We start from the raw sequence: 12,611 nt of genomic DNA, 5'->3' as shown, positions 1-12,611 counted from the left end.
TGCCCTCTCGGGGGTCGCCGCCGGCAACACGGCCCTGTGCACCGTGGGCCGCAGCGGCAATGACCTGCATTACCGGGGCTACGACATCCTCGACATCGCGGAAACCTGCGAATTCGAAGAAATCGCCCACTTGCTCATCCATGGCAAGCTGCCCAACAAAGCAGAACTCGCCGCGTACAAGGAAAAGCTGCGCCGCCTGCGCGGCCTGCCCCTGCAGGTGCAGGCCGTGCTCGAGTCCCTGCCGGCCGCCAGCCACCCGATGGACGTGATGCGCACGGCGGTGTCGACCCTGGGCTGCGTGCTGCCCGAAAAAGACGACCACAACCCGCCCGACGCGCGCGACATCGCCGATCGGCTGATAGCCAGCCTGGGGTCGGCGCTGCTGTACTGGTACCACTACAGCCATAATGGCCGCGTGATCCAGGTGGAGACCGACGACGACAGCATCGGCGGACACTTTCTGCATCTGCTGCACGGCGAGGCGCCCAGCGACGAGTGGGTCCGCGCGATGCACACCTCGCTCATTCTGTATGCCGAACATGAATTCAATGCCTCCACCTTCGCAGGTCGGGTCGTCGCCGGCACGGGTTCCGACATGTATTCGGCCGTCTGCGGCGCCATCGGCGCCCTGCGCGGTCCCAAGCATGGCGGCGCCAACGAAGTCGCGTTCGAAATCCAGAAACGCTACGACAACGCCGACGAAGCCGAAGCGGACATCCGCAGGCGCGTCGAAGCCAAGGAAGTCATCATCGGCTTCGGCCATCCGGTCTACACCGTGTCCGACCCGCGCAACCAGGTCATCAAGGCCGTGTCCAAGCGGCTGTCCAAGCAGGCGGGCTCCACCAAGATGTTCGACATCGCCGAACGCCTTGAAACCGTGATGTGGGACATCAAGAAAATGTTCCCCAATCTAGACTGGTTCTCGGCCGTGTCCTACCACATGATGGGGGTTCCCACCGCCATGTTCACGCCCCTGTTCGTGATCGCCCGCACCACCGGCTGGTCGGCGCACATCCTCGAGCAGCGCGTCGACAACAAGATCATTCGCCCCACGGCCAATTACGTGGGTCCCGAAGATCTCAAATTCATCCCGCTGGCGAAACGCAAATAAGCCGCAACTCTTCAAAGGAAACCTTATGTCTGCGACTATTTCCAACGTCCGCCCCCAGCCTGACCAGGTCCTGGTGGATATCGTCGACTACGTGCTCGACTACCGGATCGACAGCGCCCTGGCGCTGGAGACCGCGCGCAACTGCCTCATCGACACCCTGGGCTGCGGGCTCGAGGCGCTCGAATATCCCGCCTGCCGCAAACTGCTGGGCCCTATCGTGCCCGGCACGCAAGTCCCCAACGGTGCCAAAGTACCCGGCACCCAGTTTCAGCTCGACCCGGTGCAGGCCGCGTTCAACATCGGCGCCATGATCCGCTGGCTGGACTTCAACGACACCTGGCTGGCGGCCGAATGGGGCCATCCGTCCGACAACCTCGGCGGTATCCTGGCCGTGGCCGACTGGCTCTCACGCACGGCCGTGGCCGCGGGCAAGGCGCCCCTGACCATGCGCGACGTCCTCGAGGCCATGATCAAGGCCCACGAGATCCAGGGCTGCATCGCGCTCGAGAACTCGTTCAACAAAGTGGGGCTCGACCACGTCGTGCTGGTCAAGATCGCATCCACGGCGGTCGTGGCCCAGATGCTGGGCCTGTCGCGCGACGAAATCATCAACGCGGTCTCGCTGGCCTGGGTCGATGGCCAAAGCCTGCGCACGTACCGCCATGCCCCGAACACGGGCAGCCGCAAGTCCTGGGCAGCGGGCGACGCCACCAGCCGCGCCGTGCGCCTGGCGCTCATCGCGCGCACCGGCGAAATGGGCTACCCATCGGTACTCACCGCCCCCACCTGGGGCTTCTACGATGTACTCTTCAAGGGCCAGCCGTTCAAGTTCCAGCGCCCGTACGGCACGTACGTCATGGAAAACGTGCTCTTCAAGATCTCGTTCCCGGCCGAGTTCCACTCACAGACTGCGGTCGAAGTGGCCATGCAGATCCACGAGCAACTCAAAACCGTGGGCAAGACGGCCGAGGACATCAAGAAGATCACCATCCGCACCCACGAGGCCTGCATCCGCATCATCGACAAGAAAGGCCCGCTGCACAACCCGGCCGACCGCGACCACTGCATCCAGTACATGGTGGCCGTGCCCATCCTGTTTGGCCGCCTCACAGCTGCCGACTACGAAGACAGCATCGCCGCCGATCCGCGTATCGATATCCTGCGCGACAAAATGGTCTGCGTGGAAGATCCCGCGTTCACGCGCGACTACCACGATCCCGAAAAGCGCTCGATCGCCAACGCACTGACCGTGGAATTCAACGACGGCACCCAGCTCGATGAAATCGTCTGTGAATACCCGATCGGCCACAAGCGACGCCGCGCCGAAGGCATCCCCCTGCTCGAGGCCAAGTTCCGCACGAATCTGGCGCGCCAGTTCCCCGAACGCCAACAACAGCGCATCCTGGACGTCTCGCTCGACCAGGCCAGGCTCGAGGCCATGCCGGTGCAAGAGTACGTGGATCTGTATGTCATCTGAACCCACGCCCCCGACGGCACGGGCCGTCACGCACGAGCCAGCGGCCCAGCGCTTCGTCCACCTGGAAGACGGTCACGTCTGCGTGCTCGAATACGTGCTGCACGACGGGGTGGCCATATTCCACCACACCGAAGTCCCGCCCGCCGTCGGCGGGCGCGGCGTGGCGGCCGACCTGGTGCACGAGGGGCTCGAGACCGCACGCGCCAAAGGCTGGAAGGTGCGCCCCACCTGTTCATATGTGGCGGCGTACATGCGTCGGCACCCCGAATACCAGGATCTGCTCGCCTCCTGATTGCCCCCGCTTCGCGCGCGCATCCCACAGACCGATTGCCGGCTGTGGGACGGGTGCGCCGTGGGCGCGACGGCCAGTCTTATATCTTATATAAGACTGTTGCCTGTTTGACCGGCTTGCCCTAAAATGGCGCCGATTCGACAACCTGCCACAAGGCCCTCCATGCTTGATTCCTATCGTCTCGAAGCGGCGGCCCGCGCCGCCATCGGCATTCCCCCGCTTCCCCTGACCGCCCGCCAAACCTCGGACCTGATCGACCTGCTGAAAAACCCGCCCGCCGGCGAAGAAGCCTTCTTGCTGGAGCTCTTCACCCACCGCGTGCCGGCGGGGGTGGACGACGCCGCACAGGTCAAGGCGTCTTATCTGGCGGCGCTGGCCCACGGCCAGGAAACCTGCCCGCTGATCGATGCCCGGCACGCCACCGAGCTGCTGGGCACGATGCTGGGCGGCTTCAACATCGGCGCCCTGATCGAACTGCTGGACAACCCCGACGTCGGGGCCACCGCCGCCGAAGGCCTGAAAAAAACCCTGCTGGTCTTCGATGCCTTTCATGACATCGAAGAAAAGGCCCAGGCGGGCAATGCCCTCGCCCGCGAGGTACTGCAAAGCTGGGCCGAGGCCGAATGGTTCACCAGCCGGCCCGAGGTCCCGGAGAGCCTGACCCTCACCGTATTCAAGGTGACCGGTGAAACCAATACCGACGATCTCTCGCCGGCACCCGATGCCTGGAGCCGGCCCGACATCCCGCTGCACGCCCTGGCCATGCTGAAGAACCCCCGCGACGGCATCGAGCCCGACGCCCCGGGCCAGGTCGGCCCGATCAAGCTCATCAACGCGCTCAAGGCGCGCGGGCACTTGGTGGCCTACGTGGGCGACGTGGTGGGCACTGGCTCGTCACGCAAGTCCGCCACCAATTCGGTGATCTGGCATACCGGCGAAGACATCCCTTTTGTGCCCAACAAGCGCTATGGCGGCGTGTGCCTGGGCGGCAAGATCGCGCCCATCTTCTACAACACGATGGAAGATTCAGGCGCCCTGCCCATTGAACTGGATGTTTCGGGCATGCACATGGGCGACACGATCGAACTGCGCCCCTACGACGGCACTGTGCTCAAGAACGGCGCCGTCATCGCCCGCTTCGCCCTGAAATCGGACGTGCTGCTCGACGAAGTACGCGCGGGCGGCCGCATCCCGCTCATCATCGGGCGCGGCCTGACGGCACGCGCACGCACGGCGCTGGGCCTGGCACCGGCCACGTTGTTTCGCCACCCCGAAGCCCCCGCGGACACTGGCAAAGGCTATACGCTGGCACAGAAGATGGTGGGGCGGGCCTGTGGGCTGCCCGAAGGCCAGGGCGTGCGTCCCGGCACCTACTGCGAACCCCGCATGACCTCGGTCGGCAGCCAGGACACCACGGGGCCCATGACGCGCGATGAACTCAAGGATCTGGCCTGTGTGGGCTTTTCAGCGGATCTTGTGATGCAGTCGTTCTGCCACACCGCGGCCTACCCCAAGCCCGTAGACGTCAAGATGCACCACGAGCTGCCCGCCTTCATCAGCACCCGGGGTGGTGTGTCGCTGCGCCCCGGCGACGGGATCATCCACTCCTGGCTGAATCGCATGTTGCTGCCCGATACGGTGGGCACCGGGGGGGATTCACACACCCGCTTTCCGATCGGCATCAGCTTTCCAGCCGGTTCGGGCCTGGTGGCGTTTGCCGCCGCCACCGGCGTCATGCCGCTGGACATGCCGGAATCGGTCCTGGTGCGATTCAAGGGCACCCTGCAGCCCGGCGTCACGCTGCGCGACCTGGTCAACGCCATCCCCTTGTACGCCATCCGCGCCGGCCTGCTCACCGTCGAGAAAAAGGGCAAGAAAAATGTGTTTTCCGGGCGCATCCTGGAAATCGAAGGGCTGCCCGACCTGAAGGTGGAACAGGCCTTCGAACTGTCCGACGCTTCGGCCGAACGGTCGGCCGCCGCCTGCACGGTGCGCCTGAACAAGGAACCCATCATCGAATACCTGAACAGCAATATCACGCTGCTCAAATGGATGATCGCCAACGGTTACGAAGATGCGCGCACGCTGTCGCGGCGCATCAGAAACATGCAGGCCTGGCTGGATGATCCGCAACTGCTGGCGCCGGATGCCGACGCCGACTACGCGGCCGTCATCGAGATCGACCTGGCCGACATCACCGAACCCATCGTGGCCTGCCCGAACGACCCCGACGACGTGAAGACGCTGTCGGACGTCGCCGGCACCCCGATCGACGAGGTCTTCATCGGCAGCTGCATGACCAACATCGGCCATTTCCGGGCAGCTGCCACGCTGCTGCAGGGGCAGCGCGATCTGCCCTCGAAGCTGTGGGTGGCTCCACCCACCAAGATGGATGCGGGCGAACTCACCAAAGAAGGCCACTATGGCACGTTCGGCACAGCTGGGGCGCGCATGGAAATGCCGGGCTGCTCTCTGTGCATGGGCAACCAGGCGCAGGTGCGCGAGGGAGCCACAGTGTTCTCCACCAGCACGCGCAATTTCCCGAACCGGTTGGGCAAGAACGCCAATGTGTTCCTGGGGTCGGCCGAACTGGCGGCCATCTGCTCGCGCCTGGGCCGCATCCCGACCCAGGCAGAGTATCTCGAGCACATGGGCCTGCTGGCCACTGACAGCGAATCCATCTACCGCTACATGAACTTCGACCGCATCGAAGACTACACGACGGCCGCCGACACCGTCAGCGCCTGACCCCCCCCACCGCGGCCTCACGGCCGCGGTACACTAGCGGCAACATACCACTTGCTGCAGTATCATGCCTGTCCGACCTGCCCCCCTGCCACGACGCGCCCAAGCACTGGTCGCACTCGCCAACGCGCATGCGCGCTCCCGCTCCCGCCTCGAAGAAGCCTGGTGGGAAGGCCGCCTCGCCGATACGCTGATCAAGACGTTGTCGGCACGGCACAATCATCACACCGAAAAAGCACTCGAGCACCTGATCGAGCAACAGGGTCCAGGGTATGAATCTCTGGTCGACCTGGCCGAATCCTGCTCCGAGTCACTGCAATTCGAATTCGCCGGGCAAAACTGGCAGGCGTTGCTGTTTTCGGCACCGATGCTGGCCTGGACGCGCTACCAGCTGCCCGCAGGCATTTTTGGCGACGGCGTACGGCAGGCTCTATCGGACCTGCTGGCCGATGCCGTCTTCCAGGACCACGCACGGTTCTGCTTTTTTCCCCACTTCCTGCGCTTCGAGCACCTGCCGCGCACCTTCCAGGATACGCACGGCTGGGTGCAGACGCTGGCGCTGCGCGCCCTGGGCGAAGAGCGCGACTGGCCCACGCTGAAACCCGATGAAGAAATGGGTGAACTGCTCGCCGATGCTTTCTTCCTGATCGGCTGCGTGGTGGTGCCGCAGGGCGAACCCGTCTTCAAGTGGCAAACCGAGCCACTGCGCGCCGCAAACACGCTCGAGACCACGCAGCAACGCTGGGCCGCAGGCTGCGCACGGGTCCTCGAACCGGTCTTCACCGGCTGCCAGGTCGATTATCCCGTGCCGGATGCCTACTACAGCAGTACGCGCCAGGCCGACCAGAACATCCGCCCCATGACGCTGAAGGCGGCAGCCACCTGGCTGCAGACGGCAGCCAACCTGCCGGGCTCCGCGCTGCAGGCCGCCCTGGTGGCCTGCGGCGAAAACAGCATCGAAGAATACCGCATCGGTTTCAGCATGCGCGACCACGATGACGTGATCTACGGCTGCGTCTGGCCGACGCTCAGCCGCGAGGAAGCCCGCCCAGAAGAAGACCCGGACGCGGTCGATACGGGCGCCACCATCGCGACACTGCTGCATGAATGCGGCATCCAGAACGTTCGGCGGGTGCCCGGCCTAGAGCACTGCGAAGTCTGCGAAGACTGCGGCACGCCCTTTTTTCCCAACATGGCCGGCGAAATGCAGCACCCCGAGCTCCCTGAAGAAATCGATCCGGACCCGCTGCAGTTGCACTGAAGGTGTCCCAGCCTGCCGCCCGCATCGCATTCGACCTGTTCTGCCAGGTCATCGACAACTACGGCGATGCCGGCGTGTGCTGGCGCCTGGCCAGGCAGCTGGCCGGGCGCGGGCACGCAGTGCGCCTGTGGATCGACGGCCTGCCGACGTTGGCCCGCCTGCTGCCAGCCCTGGATCCACGGCAGGCCGTACAAATCATCGACGGTGTACACGTCGGCGCGTGGGAGCGGGCCAACCAGGCCGCGCCGCCGCGCCATGGAGTCGTGCTGGAAGCGTTTGCCTGCACCCTGCCCGCAGCCTACCAGGCCGCCATCGCCGGGCAGCGCTGCGTATGGATCAATCTGGAGTACCTGAGCGCCGAAGCCTGGGCGCAAGACTGCCATGGCCTGCCATCGCCCCAGGCCGGTGGCGCCGTCAAATATTTCTATTTTCCGGGGTTCACCCCGGCGAGCGGTGGCCTGCTGCGCGAAGCCGATCTGCTGGCGCGGCGCCGTGGGGCCCGCCAACAGGACCGGCGCCAACGGCTTCACGCCCTGACCGGGCTGGACACGCGTGCGCTGCGGCCCGAGACGCGCTGCGCGCTGCTCTTCGCGTACCCCCACGCGCCCGTGGCAGGCTTGCAGCAGGCGCTCGCGCACAATACCCAACCCACCTGGCTGCTGGTGCCCGGCGATATCCCGCCGGGCTTGCACGACCAGGGCGCACTGCGGGTGCGATCCATTCCGTTCTTACCCCAGGCCCGCTTCGATGACGTGCTGTGGTGTTGCGACCTGAATTTCGTGCGCGGCGAAGACTCGCTGGTCCGCGCGCTTTGGGCCGGCCAGCCGCTGGTCTGGCAGCTCTACCCCCAGGCGGACGGCGCCCATCTCACCAAGCTGGCGGCCTGGCTGGATGCGCTGCCCCTGCCCCCCGAAGCGACACGCTTGCTGACGGCCTGGAACACGGCAGACCCCGGCGCGGTCGCCCAGGCGGCCCGGCAGGCGCTCTCGCCCCCGGCGTGGGGTGCCTGGCAAAAGCGGGCGCGGCGACACAGCAGGCAACTGGCCGCACAAGACGACCTGGCGAGCCGCCTGGTCGTCTTTTGCATGCAGCACCTGCAAACGCGCTAGAATACTGGGTTGATTTTCCAGTTCTGCCTCGACACATGAATCTGCATTCGGGGCACTTACCCCCGGAGCCTCACCCTATGAAAACCGCACAGGAACTGCGCGTTGGCAACGTCATCATGGTCGGCAACGACCCCTTGGTGGTACAGAAATCCGAATACAACAAGTCGGGCCGCAACGCGGCCGTGGTCAAGCTGAAACTGAAAAACCTGCTCACCGGCACAGCCAGCGAACTGGTGTACAAGGCCGACGAAAAATTCGAGCTGGTCATGCTCGAAAACAAAGAGTGCACATATTCGTACTATGCCGAGCCCATGTACGTCTTCATGGACGAGGAATATAACCAGCACGAAGTCGAAGCCGACAGCATGGGCGATGCCTTGAACTACCTGGAAGAAGGCATGACCGTGCAGGTGGTGTTCTACGAGGGGCGTGCGATTTCGGTCGAGCTGCCCACCATCATCGTGCGGGAGATCACCTACACCGAACCAGCCGTCAAGGGCGATACCTCGGGCAAAGTGCTCAAGCCCGCCAAGATCTCCACCGACTTCGAGATCGCCGTACCATTGTTCTGCAACATCGGCGACAAGATCGAAATCGACACCCGCACGCACGAATACCGCAGCCGCGTCATTTAGGCCGGTGCCGCGGGGCGGGCCAAGCGCGGCCCGCCTACCACAGACGGCCATTACTGCCGGTCACTGCAGGCGGTCGTCGTCCAGGAATTCGGGGATGGGCATGATGGAGATGCCTTCTTCGACCAGTTCCTTGCATTCTTCTGCCGTGGCCGTGCCCCGGATCGGTCGCTCGGCGATTTCGCCTTCGTGCATGCGCCGGGCCTCGTCGGCGAAACGCACCCCGACGTCATCACTTTGCTGCAGGATGCGCCGCATCTGGCGCAGGACTTCGGCCTGCATCCGGCTGAGCTGGCTGACCGACGGCGCCGCCACCGCCGCCCGCCCCTGCGGCAGGGTCTGCTGCCCCTGAGCCGGTACCTGCTCGCGCAGGTGGCTGACGTTCAGGTGCGGGGCCGAGACACGACGCGTAATACGCATGCTCTGGCACACCGGACAACGCACCAGCCCGCGGGCCTGCTGATCTTCGAAAGCCTGCGCAGAGGCAAACCACCCCTCGAAGAGGTGATCATGCTCGCAGGAAAGGTCAAATACTTTGATAGTCATAGTCAGCAGATCGGGGTCAATGCCCCGGTTTCAAGAGCGTTCCAGCATTTCCAGCGCCATGTCCAGGGCGGCACGGCGCCAGGTTGCTGCCACAGCCCCAGGCGCTGCTCACGCGCCCGGGCCTCGAGCACCCGCAGTTCAGGGTCGCGCAGGTATTTTCCACCCCCCTGCTCATTGGCCCAGGCCAGACCCTGCGCAACCAGCAGCCGGTTGACGGTCTCGCCGCCAGACAGCGGGATATCGCAGATCTCGCGGCCGTAGTGGTCCTGCTCGTAGCAGGTGAGCGTCAGCGTCTGGCCGGCCACCCGCTGCGCCAGAGCGCGCCGCGCAGCCTGCCCGAACGGCTGACCCGGACGCATGCGGCCATGGCCGGTTTCGGGCGCATCGATACTGGCCAAGCGTATCCGCTGGCGCTGCCCCTGGACGAGCAGGGTCAGCGTATCGCCATCGGCTACATTCACGACGCGACCGGACACGACATAAGTGTCGGCCGCCCAAGCGGCGCCCCCCAGCCACAGGGCCCCACACAAGACCCACAAATGCGCGAGGGCAGGCCGCCCGACACGGCCGCGAAAAAAACCAAAGCGCCCTATTGTATACGGTGCACACGGGCTCGCCGATGACCCTGGGGTGCGCTGCGTCGCCATGGCGTCAGCCGGGCCAGGCCCGCTGCAGCAGGCGCGCGGCGGGAAGCTGTACGGAGCCGGCGCCGTATAGCGCGCTGCCGCCCGCAACCAGCCGGCTTGCCACGAAGGCCTCGGCCACCCAGCCAGGCGCATGGCGGAGCACGAGATCGGCCTGGACCAGCAGGATCAGGGTATCGGCCACCCGGCGCGCCTGACGCTCGAGGGCATCGGGCGCCATGGCCAGCAGCCCGCGCAGCTGTGCAACCCCCTGGCGCAGGGCCGGTGCATCGTGCGCCTGGCCAAGATCATCGAGAAAACCCTGCATGGCCTGCGGATGGCGCTGGGCCGCGCGCAGTACATCCAGGCACATGACGTTGCCGGAGCCTTCCCAGATGGAATTGACGGGGGCTTCACGATACAGGCGCGCCATGGGGCCGTCTTCGATGTAGCCATTGCCGCCCCAGACCTCCATGCACTCGGCCGCGGCCCCGATCACCCGCTTGCAGATCCGGAACTTCGCCGCCGGGGTGAGCAAGCGGCGCAGGAATTGGGCTGCGTCGTCGTGGGCATCGAAGGCCTGTGCCAGATGCAGGCACAGCAGGATGGCTGCCTCGGATTCGAGCGCCACGTCGGCCAGCAATTGCTGCATCAGGGGCTGATCGGCCAACGACCGCCCGAACACCTGCCGATGCCGGGTATGGTGGATCGCCTGCACCAAGGCCTGACGCAGCAGCGCCGTACTGCCCAGCACGCAATCCATGCGCGTGTAGGCAGCCATCTCGATGAGCGTGACGATGCCCCGGCCGGGCTCCCCCACGCGCCGCCCCCAGGCGCCTTCGAGGCGGACCTCGGCACTGGCATTGGAACGGTTGCCGAGTTTGTCTTTCAGGCGCAGTATGCGCAGCGCATTACGCTGGCCATCGGGGGTCCAGCGCGGCACGTAAAAGCAGGAATGCCGCTCGCCCTCGAGCGCAAGCACCAAGTGCGCATCCGAGGTGGGCGACGATACGAACCATTTTTCGCCCGTCAGCCGGAACCCGCCGTCTTCGGCGGCCTGAGCCTGCGTGGTATTGCGGCGTAGATCGGTGCCCCCCTGCTTTTCCGTCAGGCCCATGCCGACCATCATGCCCTGCTTGCGGTCGAGCGGCGCATCGGCCGCGTCGTAGGCCCGGCCAGCCAGCAACGGGCGCAAAGCTGGAAACCAGTCTTCGCGCGCAAGCAGCGGAATGGCCGCGCTGGTCATGGTGATGGGGCACAATGAACCCGCCTCGACCTGGCCATGTAGCAGATAGTGCGCCGCGCGGATGGCGTGGGCCCCCGGGCCGGGCTCGGTCCAGGCGCTGCCATGCATGCCTTGCGCAAAAGCCAGGGCCAGGAACCGATGCCAGCCAGCCGGAAATTCGATCGCATCGATACGCCGGCCCAGGCGGTCGTAGGGATGCAGCACCGGGCCGTCCCGGTTGACCTGCGCCGCCAGGCGGAACAGCTCGGGCTGGCCCAGGCGCTGCCCCCAGGCGTACAGGTCCGGCAATGCCGCGTCGCCCACCGTACGCTGAACCCCCTCGACCAGGGCCGTACAGCTTTGGAACAGGTTGTGCGCCGGCAGGTCTGGCACCAGGTTGTCCGCCGCCCCTGCCTCTGCAGACATCCATGCCATGATCGCCCCCTTGTGTGCAATGCTTCAAGAGACAGTCTACCCGGGATGCCCGGCCTTGGACAGCCGGGGCGGCTTATAATGCCAGCACGCAAGAATGCATGGACACGCCATGACCCTGCCCACCGACGATGCCGATCTGCGCCGCTGGCTGCGCAACCTGCCCAAGGCCGAACTGCACGTACACATCGAAGGTACGCTGGAACCAGAACTCATGTTCGAACTGGCCCGGCGCAACCACATGACGCTGCCCTGGCCAGACGTGCAGGCGGTGCGCAGCGCCTATCAATTCACCGACCTGCAGTCTTTCCTGGACCTCTACTATGCGGGGGCGGGCGTGCTGGTCACTCAGCAGGATTTTCACGATCTCGCCAGCGCCTGGCTGCGGCGCGCGCGGGCCGATGGCGTCGTACACGCCGAAATCATGTTCGATCCGCAAACCCATACCGCGCGCGGCGTCGCCATGGACACGGTGTTCGCCGGGCTGGCCTCGGCACTGCGCCAGGCCCGGGATGACTGGGGCCTGAGCAGCGGCTTGCTGCTTAGCTTCCTGCGCCACCTCAGCGAGGCAGACGCGATGGCCACGCTCGAGGCCGCCCTGCCCCTGCGCGAAACCTACCAAGACCTCTGGATCGGGGTGGGGCTCGATTCCGCCGAGCGCGACAACCCGCCCGAGAAATTCGCGCGGGTGTTCGCCCGCTGCGGCGAGCTGGGTTTTCGCCGCGTGGCTCACGCCGGCGAAGAAGGCCCGGCCAGCTACGTGCGGCAGGCCCTCGAGCTGCTGGGCGCCGAGCGCATCGATCACGGGGTTCGCAGTGCCGATGAGCCCGCCCTGCTCAAAACGCTGATCCAAAAACAGGTGCCGCTGACCGTATGCCCGCTGTCCAATCTCAAACTGGGCGTGGTGGCGCGGCTCGAAGACCACAACCTGGCGCGCCTGTTGCGCGCCGGGGCCTGCATCACGCTCAACTCAGACGACCCGGCCTACTTCGGCGGTTACCTACTCGACAACTATGTGGCCGCGGCCCGCGCGCTCGACCTTTCGCACGACGAACTGGTCACGCTGGCGGCCAACAGCCTGCGCGCGTCATTCCTGCCGGCCCCCGACAAGTCCCGCCTGCTCGACCAACTGGCCCTGCGGGCGGGCCAGGCCTGAGC

Annotated in this window: 11 protein-coding genes; 8 read left to right on the top strand and 3 right to left on the bottom strand. The window is 65.6% G+C overall.

Annotated elements, in window-relative coordinates; genetic code table 11:
- The 7 genes from prpC to efp form a co-directional block, all read left to right on the top strand.
- Positions 1-1,111: 2-methylcitrate synthase (gene prpC / locus WCZ84_RS07795; protein ID WP_372685702.1), on the top strand; the 1,111-nt coding region annotated here is incomplete at its 5' end.
- A gap of 25 nt (positions 1,112-1,136) precedes the next feature.
- Entirely contained in the window at positions 1,137-2,588 is a 1,452-nt protein-coding gene (locus WCZ84_RS07790) for a bifunctional 2-methylcitrate dehydratase/aconitate hydratase (protein ID WP_372685701.1), read from the top strand.
- A complete protein-coding gene (locus tag WCZ84_RS07785; RefSeq protein ID WP_372685700.1) occupies positions 2,578-2,880 on the top strand; it encodes a GNAT family N-acetyltransferase in 303 nt (100 codons plus the stop codon). Before WCZ84_RS07790 ends, WCZ84_RS07785 begins: the two co-directional genes overlap by 11 nt.
- Positions 2,881-3,042: 162 nt before the next feature.
- Complete coding sequence (gene acnB, locus WCZ84_RS07780) at positions 3,043-5,628, top strand: bifunctional aconitate hydratase 2/2-methylisocitrate dehydratase (protein WP_372685699.1); 2,586 nt, start codon at positions 3,043-3,045, stop codon at positions 5,626-5,628.
- Positions 5,629-5,692: 64 nt separating this feature from the next.
- Positions 5,693-6,886 carry a DUF2863 family protein gene (locus tag WCZ84_RS07775; protein ID WP_372685698.1) on the top strand — a complete coding sequence of 398 codons (1,194 nt, stop codon included), beginning with the start codon at positions 5,693-5,695 and terminating at the stop codon, positions 6,884-6,886.
- 2 nt (positions 6,887-6,888) lie between these two features.
- Positions 6,889-7,995, top strand: a complete 1,107-nt coding sequence (earP, locus tag WCZ84_RS07770; RefSeq protein ID WP_372685697.1) for an elongation factor P maturation arginine rhamnosyltransferase EarP — start codon at positions 6,889-6,891, stop codon at positions 7,993-7,995.
- 77 nt (positions 7,996-8,072) lie between these two features.
- Positions 8,073-8,630: an elongation factor P gene (efp, locus tag WCZ84_RS07765; RefSeq protein ID WP_372685696.1), complete on the top strand. Its 558-nt coding sequence runs from the start codon at positions 8,073-8,075 to the stop codon at positions 8,628-8,630.
- Between the two features lie 60 nt (positions 8,631-8,690).
- Here the strand turns inward: efp and WCZ84_RS07760 are convergent, their stop codons facing one another.
- The 3 genes from WCZ84_RS07760 to WCZ84_RS07750 form a co-directional block, all read right to left on the bottom strand.
- Positions 8,691-9,173, bottom strand: a complete 483-nt coding sequence (locus tag WCZ84_RS07760) for a DUF1178 family protein (RefSeq protein WP_372685695.1) — start codon at positions 9,171-9,173, stop codon at positions 8,691-8,693.
- Between the two features lie 2 nt (positions 9,174-9,175).
- The gene (locus WCZ84_RS07755) at positions 9,176-9,649 is read right to left on the bottom strand and encodes a thermonuclease family protein (RefSeq protein WP_372685694.1); all 474 of its coding nucleotides are present in this window, start codon (positions 9,647-9,649) and stop codon (positions 9,176-9,178) included.
- 175 nt (positions 9,650-9,824) lie between these two features.
- Complete coding sequence (locus WCZ84_RS07750) at positions 9,825-11,456, bottom strand: acyl-CoA dehydrogenase family protein (RefSeq protein ID WP_372685693.1); 1,632 nt, start codon at positions 11,454-11,456, stop codon at positions 9,825-9,827.
- Positions 11,457-11,565: 109 nt separating this feature from the next.
- On the opposite strand from WCZ84_RS07750, the gene WCZ84_RS07745 reads away from it, so the two are divergent.
- Complete coding sequence (locus WCZ84_RS07745) at positions 11,566-12,609, top strand: adenosine deaminase (RefSeq protein WP_372685692.1); 1,044 nt, start codon at positions 11,566-11,568, stop codon at positions 12,607-12,609.
- The last annotated feature ends 2 nt before the right edge of the window (positions 12,610-12,611 follow it).

The sequence above is a fragment of the Castellaniella sp. genome, assembly GCF_041675725.1.
Classification (GTDB): Bacteria; Pseudomonadota; Gammaproteobacteria; order Burkholderiales; family Burkholderiaceae_B; genus Castellaniella.
This window is presented reverse-complemented; position numbering and strand designations above follow the sequence as displayed.